The sequence below is a fragment of the Bradyrhizobium sp. USDA 4501 genome (genome assembly GCF_054062115.1).
On sequence record NZ_JBSSEX010000001.1, the window covers coordinates 9,460,635 to 9,474,920 of the forward strand.

17 protein-coding genes are annotated in these 14,286 nt (G+C 64.4%); 16 read left to right on the top strand and 1 reads right to left on the bottom strand.

Annotated features, from left to right (window positions below; translation table 11 throughout):
* Positions 1-18: 18 nt before the first annotated feature.
* Positions 19-1,122: a DNA polymerase IV gene (gene dinB, locus ACVWZM_RS44340; RefSeq protein ID WP_456856516.1), complete on the top strand. Its 1,104-nt coding sequence runs from the start codon at positions 19-21 to the stop codon at positions 1,120-1,122.
* Positions 1,123-1,636: 514 nt separating this feature from the next.
* The gene (locus tag ACVWZM_RS44345; protein WP_456856518.1) at positions 1,637-1,963 is read left to right on the top strand and encodes a DUF736 domain-containing protein; all 327 of its coding nucleotides are present in this window, start codon (positions 1,637-1,639) and stop codon (positions 1,961-1,963) included.
* A gap of 351 nt (positions 1,964-2,314) precedes the next feature.
* Here the strand turns inward: ACVWZM_RS44345 and ACVWZM_RS44350 are convergent, their stop codons facing one another.
* Positions 2,315-5,218, bottom strand: a complete 2,904-nt coding sequence (locus ACVWZM_RS44350) for an autotransporter family protein (protein ID WP_456856520.1) — start codon at positions 5,216-5,218, stop codon at positions 2,315-2,317.
* A gap of 285 nt (positions 5,219-5,503) precedes the next feature.
* Here ACVWZM_RS44350 and ACVWZM_RS44355 point away from each other — a divergent pair, with 285 nt between their 5' ends.
* The 14 genes from ACVWZM_RS44355 (at position 5,504) to ACVWZM_RS44420 (ending at position 14,275) form a co-directional block, all read left to right on the top strand.
* Entirely contained in the window at positions 5,504-5,830 is a 327-nt protein-coding gene (locus ACVWZM_RS44355) for a DUF736 domain-containing protein (RefSeq protein WP_456856522.1), read from the top strand.
* A 200-nt stretch (positions 5,831-6,030) separates the two neighbouring features.
* Positions 6,031-6,279, top strand: coding sequence for a helix-turn-helix domain-containing protein (locus ACVWZM_RS44360; protein ID WP_092081953.1), 249 nt, complete (start codon positions 6,031-6,033; stop codon positions 6,277-6,279).
* Between the two features lie 126 nt (positions 6,280-6,405).
* Positions 6,406-6,666 carry a DNA -binding domain-containing protein gene (locus tag ACVWZM_RS44365; protein ID WP_456856524.1) on the top strand — a complete coding sequence of 87 codons (261 nt, stop codon included), beginning with the start codon at positions 6,406-6,408 and terminating at the stop codon, positions 6,664-6,666.
* A gap of 134 nt (positions 6,667-6,800) precedes the next feature.
* Positions 6,801-7,145, top strand: coding sequence for a transcriptional regulator domain-containing protein (locus tag ACVWZM_RS44370; protein WP_456856526.1), 345 nt, complete (start codon positions 6,801-6,803; stop codon positions 7,143-7,145).
* Entirely contained in the window at positions 7,111-7,563 is a 453-nt protein-coding gene (locus ACVWZM_RS44375) for a DUF2285 domain-containing protein (RefSeq protein ID WP_456856870.1), read from the top strand. Before ACVWZM_RS44370 ends, ACVWZM_RS44375 begins: the two co-directional genes overlap by 35 nt.
* 140 nt (positions 7,564-7,703) lie before the next feature.
* The gene (locus tag ACVWZM_RS44380; RefSeq protein ID WP_456856528.1) at positions 7,704-7,985 is read left to right on the top strand and encodes a helix-turn-helix transcriptional regulator; all 282 of its coding nucleotides are present in this window, start codon (positions 7,704-7,706) and stop codon (positions 7,983-7,985) included.
* Positions 7,986-8,003: 18 nt separating this feature from the next.
* Positions 8,004-9,152: a replication initiator protein A gene (locus tag ACVWZM_RS44385; protein ID WP_456856530.1), complete on the top strand. Its 1,149-nt coding sequence runs from the start codon at positions 8,004-8,006 to the stop codon at positions 9,150-9,152.
* Positions 9,149-9,787: a ParA family partition ATPase gene (gene parA / locus ACVWZM_RS44390; protein ID WP_456856532.1), complete on the top strand. Its 639-nt coding sequence runs from the start codon at positions 9,149-9,151 to the stop codon at positions 9,785-9,787. Before ACVWZM_RS44385 ends, parA begins: the two co-directional genes overlap by 4 nt.
* The gene (locus tag ACVWZM_RS44395; protein WP_456856533.1) at positions 9,784-10,038 is read left to right on the top strand and encodes a hypothetical protein; all 255 of its coding nucleotides are present in this window, start codon (positions 9,784-9,786) and stop codon (positions 10,036-10,038) included. The genes parA and ACVWZM_RS44395 overlap by 4 nt, the downstream gene beginning before the upstream one ends.
* On the top strand, positions 10,035-10,556 hold the full coding sequence (locus ACVWZM_RS44400) for a DUF2840 domain-containing protein (RefSeq protein ID WP_456856534.1): 522 nt from the start codon (positions 10,035-10,037) through the stop codon (positions 10,554-10,556). The genes ACVWZM_RS44395 and ACVWZM_RS44400 overlap by 4 nt, the downstream gene beginning before the upstream one ends.
* The gene (locus ACVWZM_RS44405) at positions 10,553-11,098 is read left to right on the top strand and encodes a S26 family signal peptidase (RefSeq protein ID WP_456856536.1); all 546 of its coding nucleotides are present in this window, start codon (positions 10,553-10,555) and stop codon (positions 11,096-11,098) included. The genes ACVWZM_RS44400 and ACVWZM_RS44405 overlap by 4 nt, the downstream gene beginning before the upstream one ends.
* Positions 11,099-11,166: 68 nt before the next feature.
* Positions 11,167-11,514: a DUF736 domain-containing protein gene (locus tag ACVWZM_RS44410; protein ID WP_456856871.1), complete on the top strand. Its 348-nt coding sequence runs from the start codon at positions 11,167-11,169 to the stop codon at positions 11,512-11,514.
* A gap of 3 nt (positions 11,515-11,517) precedes the next feature.
* Entirely contained in the window at positions 11,518-12,291 is a 774-nt protein-coding gene (locus ACVWZM_RS44415) for a lytic transglycosylase domain-containing protein (protein WP_456856538.1), read from the top strand.
* Between the two features lie 244 nt (positions 12,292-12,535).
* Positions 12,536-14,275: a relaxase/mobilization nuclease domain-containing protein gene (locus tag ACVWZM_RS44420; RefSeq protein WP_456856540.1), complete on the top strand. Its 1,740-nt coding sequence runs from the start codon at positions 12,536-12,538 to the stop codon at positions 14,273-14,275.
* Positions 14,276-14,286: the final 11 nt, after the last annotated feature.

A 14,286-nucleotide genomic window follows, 5' to 3' on the forward strand; every position in this document is an offset into this window, starting at 1 on the left:
AACCTCTATAATTTCAGGATGGCCCCATCCGATCCGGAGCAAGGCGTCTCGACGGCGCCCCACCGCAAGATCATCCACATCGACATGGATGCGTTCTATGCGTCCGTGGAACAGCGCGATAATTCGGACCTGCGCGGCAAACCGGTCGCGGTGGGTGGCTCGGCGGAGCGCGGCGTCGTCGCCGCCGCGAGCTACGAAGCCCGCAAATTCGGCGTTAGCTCCGCCATGCCGTCGGTGACCGCGAAGCGAAAGTGTCCCGACCTGATCTTCGTCAAGCCGCGCTTCGAGATCTACAAGGCGATCAGCCGGCAGATCCGCGAGATCTTCGCCGAGCACACGGCCATCATCGAACCTTTGTCGCTCGATGAGGCCTATCTCGACGTGACCGAAAACCTTCAAGGCATCCCCCTCGCCCGGGACATCGCTTTGCGCATCCGCGAAAAGATCAAGGCGGAGACCGGCCTCAACGCCTCGGCCGGCATCTCGTACAACAAGTTTTTGGCGAAGCTCGCTTCCGATCACCGCAAGCCCAATGGGCAATTCGTCATCTCTCCTGAGATGGGACCTGCATTCGTGGAGACACTGCCCGTAGGTAAATTCCACGGGATAGGACCGGCGACGAGCGCGAAGATGAATGCCTTGGGCATCTTCACGGGCCTCGACATGCGCAACCAGACGCTGGAGTTCATGAACGCGAACTTCGGCAAATCTGGTGCCTACTACTACTGGATTTCGCGCGGCGTCGACGAACGGCCTGTTCGAGCCAACCGCATTCGGAAATCCGTCGGCGCGGAGAACACGTTCTCGACAGACCTCACAGAATTCGATGCGCTGGTCGCTGAGCTCGAGCCGCTGATCGACAAGGTCTGGCGGCACTGCGAGTCGGCGGGCACTCGAGGACGAACGGTTACGCTCAAAGTGAAGTTTGCAGACTTTGAAATCATCACGCGCAGCCAGTCCGTCCTTTTGGCCATCGCGAACCGGCATGATCTGGAAAAACTGACGATCGGTCTGCTGGAGGACAACATGCCTCTTCCCAAGCCTGTTCGCCTTTTGGGGGTGTCGCTGTCCTCCCTCCAGGTCGGGGACGATGCGGAGCCGCAACTGGATTTCGGGCTTTAGATGACGGCGAAGCCGGCCGCACTCGCTGAAGTGTCGTGTCGGCCCGTGCAATGCTGGCCGCTCGGTGTTCATTCGAAACAGCGGACGATCAGGCGCGATCGCGTACCAGAGCAGGAATCAGGGTGCGTGTTGAGTGACGCAGCGGGAGCGGAGTGACGCAGAACTCGGGCCCGGAATGAGGACGGGAGCCCAGCGAACGAGCTGCGGCCGGTTTTGAGGTTTGGTGGTCGCCAGCGTCTCCGCCTGCCATCCGTTCAGCGAGCGCTCCAAACGGCCTCTCCAATGGCTGATCTGGCCGAAGGACGGCTGGCGCCTCGACCGCCTGTGCCGCAACAGCGCGTCTCGACTTTCTTCCCCTGGGCTACGCCCATTCCTCGCGAACCAAGAAAGTCGATCCTGCGCCGTCCTCCGCGCTGCTGCGGTCGCAAGCGATGCGTCGTCGGTCGCCTCCGGCCAACCGATCGCCATCGAGGCCGCATGGCGCGGGCTCGGGAACGGAAAACGGAGACTTACAATGGCGACCATCGGCACCTTCAAGAAGACCGGCAACGACGAGTTCACCGGCGAAATCGTCACCCTCAGCGTCCAGGCCAAGAACGTGCGCATCGTCCCGGACCAGCGCGCTACCGGCGAAAACGCCCCCAGCCACCGCGTCCTGGTCGGTCGCGTCGAGATCGGCGCCGCCTGGTCCAAGACCTCCAACGAGGGCCGCAACTACCTGGGCCTCAAGCTCGACGATCCGAGCTTCAACGCCCCGATCTACGCCAACCTCTTCAACGACGAAGACGGCGACACCCACTCGCTCATCTGGTCCCGCCCGACGGGCCGGCGCGGGGACTGAGGCGCCGCAACAAGGCCCCGGACCAAATGGCCGGGGCCTTGGCTATTCCGCGACGGCTTCACGCCGGGTGCGACCGCATAGGGCAGCAGCGTCTCGAAGCGTTCAGCCGTGATCTCGAGCGCAAGGAGGTTGAGGCGGTCGGATTCCGCCGTCTGGGAGGTACAGCTTGAATCCGGCGAGTTGATCCATGATCGCCCGGTCGAGCACGGACGGAGCCCGCATGCAATCGGTTGACGGCCCCGACGCCCGGCCTGTCATGCAGGCGGTCCGAGCACATCGCGACTTGTCAGACAGACGCCGACAGCTGAACCCGCCGATCCGCTGCCGCTGTGGCAACATTGGCGCAGCGTCTCAAAATGCGACCTTGAGGCCGGCGCGCCCACCGAAGCTGTGACCATCGGTGCTGGTGAGGGAGACGTTGTAGTCGCCGACCGCAAAGACCGAGACCTTGTCGCTCAGCTGGGTGGACACGCCGAGATCGAACTGCGCCAGGGTGCCGCCGAGATCGGTCCCGAACGTCGTCGGGTTGAGGCTATCAAGGTTCGAGAACGTCGTCTTCGCTTGCGCCCCGAAGTCGGTCCAGACGCCAGCCCGCGCCCAAGCCATCACCGTGCGGCCATCCTCGCGCGTCCAGTCCCGCGACAGACGCCCGCTCAGCCGCCCGTACCACGCATCGCTGTCGTTGAAGGCAATCCGCCCGAACTTGTCGGCGCCGTCGCCAAAACCAAGATGCTGGTAAACGACCTGCGCCTGCGGCTCGAAGGTGAAGCCCTGCCCAAGCGCAATCGGATAGCCGCCCTCCAGCGAGGCCAGCAAGCCGCCACCGCTGGTCTTGAGCGTCTGCGCTTCGTTGATGTTCGATGTCGCCGAAATGTCTGCGTAGTAGGTGCCTTGCAGCACCGCGTCGACATACCAGCCGCTCGATCCGATATGAGTATAATAGGCGCCGAGCGAATAGGCATCCATCGACATCCGGCCGGCGTTCGAACCGAAGCCGAAGTCGGTCACCGAGTGCACATCTGCTCTCGCACTGCCGGCGCCGACATAGAAGCCCACAAGGTCGCGTGAGCCATCACCGTTCTCCCGCCGCATCAGGTCCATGCCGGCCTGGATGCCGCCGAATGCGAAGTCGTAGGACGGACCGTGGCTGTCAAAGGCGGTGCTGCGATCTCCTATCCTGCCGCCAAAGCCCATGCCATAGCGACCGGCGTCGCCGAAGATACGACCCCAGCCGGCCTGCTGGTGACCGTCGGCGGTGACATAGTTGGTGGCGAACTCGCCGCCGGTGCGCTCATGCCAGGTGCCCAGCATGCCGAGCCCGAACCGGCTCGCCAGTGCCGGAATGGCGGTGTCGACGATTACCTCCGGACGATAGATCGAAACCTCGCCGCCACCACCGCCATCACATTCGGACACCCCCAAGCCGCCCGGCAGCGTGCAATCCACTGTTGAACGCAGATACCAGTTCTCTGGCTCGCTGGCGTCTACGCTGCCCCGGAATAACCGGTAGTCATAGGCTCCTGCTGCTGTGCGGGTGCCAAGCGTGAAAGCCCCGTTGGCAGTAGTGCCGCCGTTGATTGTATCGACCACCAGAATGCCGTTGCCCGTGGTTAGCGCGCCTGTGCCACCGGCGTTCTTGATGTACAGAGAGGTGTTCCCGCTTGCTTTCCCGCCGTTGATGACGACGCGGTCCGAAGGTGAGCTGTCATCACCGAGATAGGTGTTGAGGCTGATCGCTCCGCCAGCGCCTGAATAATTAGCGATCGTCAGGGTCTTGTAGCTGGTGAGCAGCGTTGGATCGCCGGTCGGTCCGACAAAATCAATGGTGCTGCCATTGTTGGCCAATGTCGTCAGATTGGACGAGCCGGTCATGGTCCACAACGAGCCGTTCCGAAGCGTCACATCCGTCGTGCTGCCACTATCCGTCCGAGCGAAACCCGTCAGCTGCGAATGATCCGCATCAACTGTCACAATGGCATGCACTGGAACGCGATCGGTCGAGATGCCGGATTGCGCATAGAGCCAGGCGCTCGTGCTGCTGGTCAAGGCTGAGTCGGTCAGATTTACGTTTAGTCGCGAGAATGTGTCGACAAACGCGTTCTGCGTTCCCGTGGCCCAGATTCCGTACCCTTGCTCGGAAGTCAGGGTGCTATTGGTGACGTTGACGGTGCCTGGGCCGGACGCCCCTGATGCAATCACTTTTCCAGCGTTCGCGTTGATGGCAGCGGCATCGACTCCTGTTGTGGTGACCGTGCTGTCGGCCAACGTGATGGTGGAGGAGCCCATAACGCGCAGCCCATGCGCTTGCCGGCCCGCCGTCCGGACGGTGACGTCCGTCCCGGAAATGACGGTCGGCGCCCCGTTCGCGGTATGATCAAGTACGCCGTAAAGACCGTACGCGAAATCTCCTGTAGTGCTGACGCGCACGTTGTCCAGGGTGATTCGCGCGCCGTATTGCCCCATCACTCCGAAGCCCTGCGTACCGGATGTGTTGATCGTCACGTCGGAGAGAGCGACAATATTAAGTGTATTGGCGAACAGACCCACCGCGCGCACGCCGGAGGTCGTGATGGCACCCCCGGTCATCACCAGCTTGCCGGTGAAGGAATCCAACACCGGACTGCTGGCGCCAACGGAGAAGCTTTGTGATTGGGCTACGCCATAGGAGGCGGTCCCCTCCGTCGTGATAGTGACGTTCTTCAACGTCATCACACCGGTGCCATACGCGGTCGCACCGCCGCCACTATATTCCGCGCCGACTGAATTGTTACCGGACGTTTTGATGGTGACTCCATCAGCATTTGTCGTCGCGCCGCCGTCGGTCTGCCAGAGCCCGTTCCCCGTCGTGGTGATTGTTCCACCGATCACATTGATCGTGCTGTCTGGATTGGCGTACACGCCAACCCCGCCGGAGATATCGACATTGGTCGCAGTTATACTCGCGCCCTGGTATCCGGCCTGCAAAACTGTGCCGCCCCCCGTCGAGGTGGCAGCCCCCCCGTTCAGCGTGATCGTGCCGCCGTTCTGGGCCAACGCGCTCGTCCCGGAAGTCCGGATCGTCTCGTTCGTGAGAGTTAGTGTGACGCCCGGCCCAACTGCCGTCTGGGTCGTGGTGATAGTCTGCGCAGCCGCCGCTCCCGGCAGAATGACGAGGAGCTCCACCAGGGCCGTCGAGCAAAGCAACGCACGCATGCGCGAGGATACGCCGTGGCCGAAACGGGCAAGGATATGGGCAGAGGTCAGGTTATGGTTCATATTCGGACAGGGTCGGCAATGTTCTCAAGGCAGGTTGCTTCGCCGCCTAAGCGCAGCGTTCCGAGAAAGACGTAGCGAACACTCGGCAGGAAATATTTCATCCCCGGTCGACGAATTTACTGAGCGGTCATTTTTGACTGTTCCCGCCCTTGCGAAACAAGAAACTCGTTTCCGACGCCGTCCTCCGCGCTGCCGCGGTCGCAAGCGATGTTGGTCGCCTCCGGTCCACCGATCGCCATCAAGGCCGCATGGTGCGAGCTCGAGAACGGAAAACGGAGACTTACAATGGCGACCATCGGCACCTTCAAGAAGACCGGCAACAACGAGTTCACCGGCGAAATCGTCACCCTCAGCGTCCAGGCCAGGAACGTGCGCATCGTCCCGGACCAGCGCGCCACCGGCGAAAACGCCCCCGGCCACCGCGTCCAAGTCGGTCGCGCCGAAATCGGCGGCGCCTCGTCCAAGACCTCCAACGAGGGCCGCGACTATCTGGGCCTCAAACTCGACGATCCGAGCTTCAACGCCCCGATCTACGCCAACCTCTTCAACGACGAAGACGGCGACACCCACTCGCTCATCTGGTCCCGCCCGACGGGCCGGCGCGGCGACTGAGCAGCCCCGACCCAAGTGCCCGGCCGATCGGCCGGGGCCTTACCTTTTTCGGCGCCGAGCCGAGGGCGACCGAATCGGTTCGACTTGAGAGAGGGTAACTTGCGTCGGCAACCGCAATTTTGCTCGCGCTCACCACATAGAGCGACTATTATAGCCGTAGTTCTGGCGCGCACTTTCGCGGAAGTGGGAGGTGATCATGCATGATCACCGCCCGACAATCACGGGCCGCACGAGCGTTGCTTGGCTGGACACAGGAGACGCTCGCTGACCGCGCCCGAATATCTTTGACCGCGCTGAAGCGCCTCGAGTCCGAAAGCGGGTTGGAGGTGTACGAGACCACGCGCGATGAGGTTCGTCGAGCACTGGAAACCGCGGGCATTGTCTTTCTGTCCACCGATCGGGGACAAGGTGTACTGCTCGTCAATGAACGTAAGGATAAGCAACGCTGATCGACGGCATTCGCGCGACGCCCTGGTCGCGTCGACTGATGCTTCGCGGGCGTCGTCTGTTTCGTATGATGTTTCCATAGAATACGCGGGCGACATCCTGTTGCACTGGAGGGCCAGGGATTCGCGATGATCGACCCGTTCGAAGACACGGCGCCGTCCGGTGCGGAATTGACCGCGTATGACCGCACCCACGTAAAGCTGTACATGCGGCTGCTCGATGCGGCCGCCGATGGCGCGGACTGGCGCGAGGCCGTCCAGGTACTCTTCGGAATCGACCCGGAGCGCGAACCCGAAAGGGCCAGGCACGTTCACGACAGCCATCTCGCTCGCGCTCGGTGGATGACGCACTCCGGCTACCGGCGCCTCCTTCGCGGATCGCCAAACTAGCGGACGTCCGTGCATCGCCGGCCCCGTGATGCCGCTCGTGCATCGCGCGATGCACGTTTCACGACTTCCACCAACTAATGCAACCGGGAATCGTTGATCACCCATAGTTCGCTCTGTCGGCGAGGAGCTGATGAATGAGACCCGATACTTCCGAGTGGCGTGATCGCAAGAGTTACGACTATTTTGACGCGTTGCATATCGAAGGCCTCGCCTGGGAATGCTTGCGGAGGTCTGCCCCATATCAGCAGCACTACGCGGCGCTGGTGCTAGAAAGACTTGAAACCACGGCGCTGCCGCTCGAAACCGAGCAGCACTGGGGGTTGCGATTTCCCCGCGAGACCGAGCTTGTCCGCACTCTCCCAAGACGTCTTCTGGTCCACCAGCGCCAGCTCCGCGGTGGTGATCCTCACGCCCGCACCTGCCTTCCAGCCACCTTTCTCCTTCATGCCGCCCGCCGGTCTTGGCGATCAACGCCCTAGCCCCGAAGGCATCTACGCGCTGCATCGACCCAGCGGCGTCGAACTTCTCTTCCTTCCCGGCAGCACGCCTCAATCTCATCTCGCTGCGCTCATTCCGTTGGGCGACGATGCACTCGGACACATCGAGGCCGTCACCCGATTCTGGCGCGCCTGGCATCGGCGCCCTGTCACGCAAGACACGCGTGTCACGACGCAGCAGCGGCGACGCCTGAGGCTGATGTTGCAAGCGGCCGATGGCCGTGAGCACGGGGCCAGCTATCGTGAGATCGCCCAAACCATATTCGGCGATACACGCGTCTCCGCGGATCCCTGGAAAACCTCCCCTCTGCGCGACACGGTGATCGGTCTGGTCGAAAGCGCCATCACCATGATCGGCGGCGGCTACCTCCAGCTTCTGCGCCATCGCAGGCGATCCTAGTCACTCGCACTCGAAACAAGGGTGGGGATTTTAGCCCTCCTCTTCTTTCCCATCCCCAGCGCAGCCTTCCCTCCGCCACCGTGGCCGCTGTTCGCCGCTGGACCCCAGCGGTCGCCCGAAAGCCCACGGAGGCCCGACCCATGCGACCTGATCTCGCCGCTTTACCGCCCCGCTTCCTGCGCACCAAGGAAGCTGCCGAGTTTCTCAGCCTCTCCGCCCGCACCCTCGAAAAGCACCGCACCTACGGCACCGGCCCTGCTTACCGGAAGCTTGGTGGCCGCGTCGTCTATGCCGTCGACGATCTTCAGGCCTGGGCCGAACGCGGTGCGGTGACGTCGACCTCGGACCCGCGCGGCAGCGTGCTCCCCGCAAAGCGCCAGGCGCTGGCGGCCGCGACCCAGCCCTCTCGCTCCGCACGCTGACGCGCGGCGGATTCCCGAATGGCGGCGCGACCCCAGCCACCTTCGGAGCGCGGACAGCTCGATCTGTTCCGGGCGCTCCCCGGCGACTTCGCGCCACGAGACGCGCAGGATCTCATGGCTTATCCGTTTTTCTCCCTCTCGAAGACCCATCGCGTCGCGCCGATCGATTTCGCCGCGGGCAACGTGTCGATCCGCGTCGAGGCCGTGCCCGATCACGGCATGGCGACCATCTGGGACGCCGACATCCTCATCTGGGCCGCAAGCCAGATCGTCGAGGCCCGCGACGCCGGCCTGCGCACCTCGCGGCTGATGGCCGCCACGCCCTACGAAATCCTCATGTTCGTCGGACGCGGCACCAGCCTGCGCGACTACCAGCGCCTGAAGGCGGCGCTTGATCGTCTGCAATCGACCACCGTCTCCACCTCGATCCGCCAGCCTGCAGAAGGTCGGCGTCACCGCTTCTCCTGGATCAACGAATGGCAGGAGAGGACCGATCGCGACGGCAAGCCGGCAGGTATCGAACTGATCGTACCGGACTGGTTCTATCGCGCGGTCCTCGACGACGCGCTCGTGCTAACGATCGACCGCGCGTATTTCGATCTCACCGGCGGGCTCGATCGCTGGCTCTACCGGCTGGTCCGCAAGCACGGCGGCCGCCAGCGCGACGGCTGGCGGTTCGACTTCCGCCACCTCCATCAAAAATCCGGCAGCCTGTCGCCGTTCAAGCGCTTCGCGTTTGAACTGCGCGACATCATCCGCCGCCAGCCGCTGCCCGGCTACACGCTGTTCCTCGAGACGGAGATCGGCGGCCGCGTGCTGCTCGCCTTCGAACCATCTGCGGCCTGTGGACCGGCTGTGGATCGCCTCGTGCTATCGGGAACCCGTACTCACGTGCCATCAGGAACCCGAGGCTCGTGCTATCAGGAACCCAAACAGGGTCTAACCCACCGAACTCAAAGCCGGAATCGCGCCCTTAACTTAGAGTCTAACAAAGAAACTAACTTTGAAGAGCGCGCGCACGATGTGCAAAAGCTCATCCGCGACACCGCCCGCAGCCTTGGCACGGCCGCCAAGAAGAGCGTCGGACCCGCCGATGCATCAGCGCGCTCCGCCCCAGAGCCCGTACCCGAATTGCCCCTTCTGCCACGGTCAGGAGGTGCGCAATGATCATTGCGCTCCTCAATCAGAAGGGCGGCGTCGGCAAGACGACGCTGGCGCTGCATCTCGCTGGCGAATGGGCTGGCCGCGGTAAGCGCATCACGCTCCTCGACGCCGACCCGCAGGGCTCGGCGCTCGATTGGTCGCAACAGCGCAGTCGCGGAGGCCTTCCGCGCCTGTTCGGCGTCGTCGGCCTGGCGCGCGATACGCTGCACCGCGAGGCGCCCGAGCTGGCTCGCGACGTCGATCATGTCGTCATCGACGGGCCGCCGCGAGTCGCCGGACTGATGCGCTCCGCGCTTCTTGCCGCCGACCTCGTGCTGATCCCGGTGCAGCCATCACCGCTCGACGGCTGGGCATCGGCCGAGATGCTGGCGCTCCTATCGGAGGCGCGTATCTATCGACCGGAGCTGCGCGCCCGCTTCGTCCTCAATCGCTGCGGCGCGCGCACCGTGATCGCCCGAGAGACGGCCGAGACGCTTGCCGATCACGATCCGCCGGTGCTGCGCACGACCATCGGGCAGCGCGTCATCTATGCCGACGCAGCACAGTCCGGTCGGCTCGCCTTCGAAATCGATAATGACGGTCCCGCAGCGCGCGAGATCGCAGCGCTCGTCACCGAGATCGAAAGGATCGCGCCATGAGCGAGCGATCCCCGAGACGCGGATTCGCCGCGCGACCCAGCGATCCTGACGCGTGGATCAGGTCCGCCGAGGCCGAACCGATGCGGGTCGCTGATGCGTCCAGCTTTACCGCCCGCCTGACCGTCGACATAACGCCGGAATTGCGCGGGCGCATCAAGATCATCGCGTTCCAGCGAGGCGTCACCGTCGCTGACATGCTGCGCGAGTTGCTCGCGCGCGAATTCCCTGCAACCTCAGGAGACACACTATGACCGGCATCGCGGCCTCCCGCATGCGCGGCGGCCCCACGCCGGCCGCGCTTCCCCCCGACGATCTCACCCATGTCGAGCTGACCTGGGTCGGGAAAAAAATCGAGAACTGGATTCGCTTCGGGACGCACGCTCACGAACAAATCCTCGATCGGCGGCGGCGCGTCCTGTCGTTCCGCCCTGACACAGTCTTCGCGTTCGTTCGCTGGGCGTCGAACGACTTCGGAACGATCATCTCACGCGTCGACATCGTGCGCGCCGTGTCGCGCGGCGAGGCATACCAGACGCTGCCTTTCGTGCGGCCCGGTGGCGCCATCCTGTTGAAGGTCGAGAGCTGGCCCAAGGTCGAGAGGGTGATGCAGGCGATCGACGCCATTGAGCGCCTCGGCATCGACCCGGAAGCCGTTTCGCCCGACCACTGGCGTCATGTCCATAACCGATTGACCGCTGGACATGAGCCGCGCGGCTACACGCTCGATCATCACCGTGCCTTCCTGGCTCGACGGAAGGCTAAGCCGTGAGCCGCGCCGGACTCCTCCTCGCAACGACGCTCGCGGCGCTCGGCGTCGGCTATCCCGGCTTCACGCCGATACCGATCAAGCTGATCTGGAACGCGTCAGCCAGTGCGCCGATCGGCTTCTACACGATCGATTTCGACGGGCCGTTCGAAGTCACCGATCTCGTCGCCGTGGACGCGCCCGAACCGCTCGCGACGTTCCTCGCCGAGCGCGACTATCTCCCAAAGGGTGTGCCGCTGATGAAGCGCATCCTCGCCGTCTCCGGGCAGACTGTTTGCCGCACGAGCCTCATCATCACCGTCGATGGTGTCGAGGCGGGCGCAGCGCTTGAACGCGACCGTGCCGGCCGCGATCTCCCCATCTGGCAGGGCTGCCGCCGTATCCAGACCGGCGAAATCTTCCTCATGAACTGGGACGTCCGCGACAGCCTCGATGGCCGCTACTTCGGTCTCCTCTCGACCGACCAGATCATCGGGCGCGCAATCCCGCTGTGGACCGACGAGGACGGGACAGGCCACTTCGAATGGCGCGCACCAACGCGCTGACCGCTTCCCATCGGTAGGAGCGGGTGCCCACCGATGGCTTTCCCAACAACACCGCCGAGGAGAAAGTGATGCCGCAAATCGGTCAATTCACGCGCGAGCAATCGGGCTTCGTCGGGCGTATCGAAACACTCACGTTGTTACGCGCCATTGCAGTCGTTTCCGCCGAGCCGTCCGACACGGAGAACGCGCCGGACTTCCGTGTTCATGCGCGCGACGACGGCAGCGACGAGAATGGCCCGGAAATCGGCGCCGGTTGGAAACGCACCGGCGAACGCGCGGGCGAATACATCGCGCTGCTGATCGACGATCCGGCGTTGTCGCATCCGATCCGGGCCAACCTGTTTCGCGACGACGATGCCGGCAGCGCCTGGTCCCTGCACTGGTCGCGTCCCCGCGATCGCGGCGAGAAGGATTGAGCGATGCGTGCTCGCCGCCACTCGACGAGCCTTCTCAGCGCGTCCGGGCTGCACAGCGTCGCCCGGCGCACGACGCTCCTTCTCCTTACCGGCCTTTCCATCGCGAGCGTCATGCCGGCGGTCGCGACGGCGCAGGACACGCCGATCGCACGACCTTCGGCGCGCGATCCTTATGCCGATCAGATCGCGGAGGCGTCGCGACGCTTCGGCGTTCCGATCACATGGATCCGAGCAGTGATGCGCGCCGAAAGCGCGGGAGAGCCGCGCGCCATTTCCTCTGCCGGCGGGATGGGCCTGATGCAGATCATGCCCGCGACCTGGGCCGATTTGCGCGCTCGCCATGGCCTCGGCCGCGACCCGTACGATCCGCGCGACAACATCCTGGCGGGCGCGGCCTATCTCCGCGAACTGTACGATCGTTACGGCTCGCCGGGCTTTCTGGCGGCCTACAATGCCGGACCCGAACGCTACGAAGAGTCGCTTACTGGCCGCCCGTTGCCGGCCGAGACGCGCGCCTATGTCGCCTTGCTTGCCCCGGTCATCGACGGTTCCGCCGGCACGAATCGGAGCGCGGCGGCCGAGATCGACCGATCGGCCTGGACACGCGCGCCGTTGTTCATCGCGCAGTCCGGCCACACCTCCGCTGCCGCTTCCGTGTCGACTGATCAACCGGCGGATGGCACCCCGGCTGCGTCCGCCGTGCGCGATGTGTCCGGTATCGCGCCCCAGTCGAACGGATTATTCGTGGCACGCGCGGCAGCCGGAGAGCCGCGATGACGGCACTTGGCGGCTTTCGCCGGCAATCGCACACCAGCGTATCGAAGGAAGCGCAGAGGTGGGAGGCAGGCTCCACAACCGAAGGATGGCAGGATAAAAGGCCGCGAGGTGCGGCATCGGTCGGTCGTGTTGTCTCAATAGGTTATGAGGCGATTTCGCGATGTGCTGGAAATCCTCGCACCTCGCGGCAATGCCCATTTCTTATCGTTTTCCGCGCCTTGGCGCGATGTGCGGCGCATCGGCCATGACCGGCGACAGTGAATTCCGCATCCGGCCAGGCCGCATCCGATCGACTCGCGCCCAAGCAGCGCGTCCCTTCATCGCGCAGGCCCTTGCGGCGGCAAAGAAGGCCGGCGCCGGCGTCTCGCACTCCGGCCGCATCGTCCCCGGCAATCGCTCTCGCTTCGGGCGCGGCCAGCGCGCGAGCATCCAGGCGAACCGACTGCTGACCGCGCGTTCGCGCGGCGCCGTCATCAAGGCGCGCGTCGTGCGCCAGACGTCCCGCTCAGCACCGCTCGCCACCCATCTCAACTACCTGCGCCGCGAGGGCGTGACCCGCGATGGGGATAAGGCCCATCTGTTTGGCCCCGGCGGCGACGACGCCGACCCGAAGGCCTTCGCCGAGCGGTGCCAGGACGATCGCCACCATTTCCGGTTCATCGCCTCACCCGACGACGCGCCCGACATGGCAGACCTCAAATCCTTCACCCGCGATCTCGTCGGTCAGATGGAAAAGGATCTCGACACCCGGCTCGATTGGCTGGCCGTCGATCACTGGAACACCGAGCATCCCCATGTCCACCTGATTGTGCGTGGAGTGCGCGACGACGGGCAGGATCTCGTCATCTCACGCGATTACATCAAGGAAGGGATGCGGGATCGCGCGCGCGACCTCATCACCCAGGAACTGGGGCCACGCACGGATCTCGACATCCGCCGCAGCCTGGAACGGCAGATCGAGGCGGAACGCTGGACGCAACTCGATCGCCAGCTTGTCCGCGATGGCCACGCCAACGGCGTCATTGATCTTGCGCCCGATCCGACGGGGCAGCCCGATGAGTATCACGCCCAGAAGATCGGGCGGCTGCGCAAGCTCGAAACCCTTGGTCTCGCCGATCAGGTTGGCCCCGGCCAATGGGTGATCGACGGCAAGGCCGAGGCGACCCTGCGCGAGCTCGGCGAGCGCGGCGACATCATCAAACGGATGCACCGGGCATTGACCGAACGCGGCATCGAGCGCGGCTCGGCCAGTTATGTCCTCGCAGCCGAGAGCCTCGATACGCCGATCATCGGTCGGCTGGTCGATCGCGGTCTCGATGACGAGATGAAAGGCACGGCCTACGCCGTCGTCGACGGTGTCGATGGCCGCACTCACCATATCAAGTTGCCCGACCTCGGTGCGGCAGGCGACAGCGCGCCGGGCTCGATCGTCGAGCTGCGCAAGTTCGATGACGCACAGGGCCAGCGGCGCGTAGCGATCGCCGTCCGCTCCGACCTCGACATCGATCGGCAGATCACGGCAACCGGCGCGACCTGGCTCGACCGCCAGAACATCGCGCGCGATCCCGTCTCAATGTCGGAGGGCGGCTTCGGCGCCGAGGTGCGGCAGGCGATGGATCGGCGCGCCGATCATCTCGTCGGACAGGGTCTCGGCGAACGGCACGGTCAGCGCGTCACCTTCAATCGCGGTCTGATCGACACGCTGCGCCGTCGGGAGTTGGAGGCGGTTGGCGAAAAGCTCGCCGCTGAGATCGGCCAGCCGTTCAATCGCGCGGGAAGCGGCGAGTATGTCGCCGGCACTTACCGCCAGCGTCTCACGCTCGCCTCAGGCCGCTTCGCAATGCTCGATTATGGCCTCGGCTTCCAGCTCGTTCCCTGGTCGCCCTCCCTCGAAAAGCAGCTCGGCAAGCACGTGTCAGGCGTCGCCCGCGATGTCGGCGGCGTCGATTGGAGCTTCGGTCGCAAGCGGGGGCTCGGCCTCTAAACTCTTTCGGA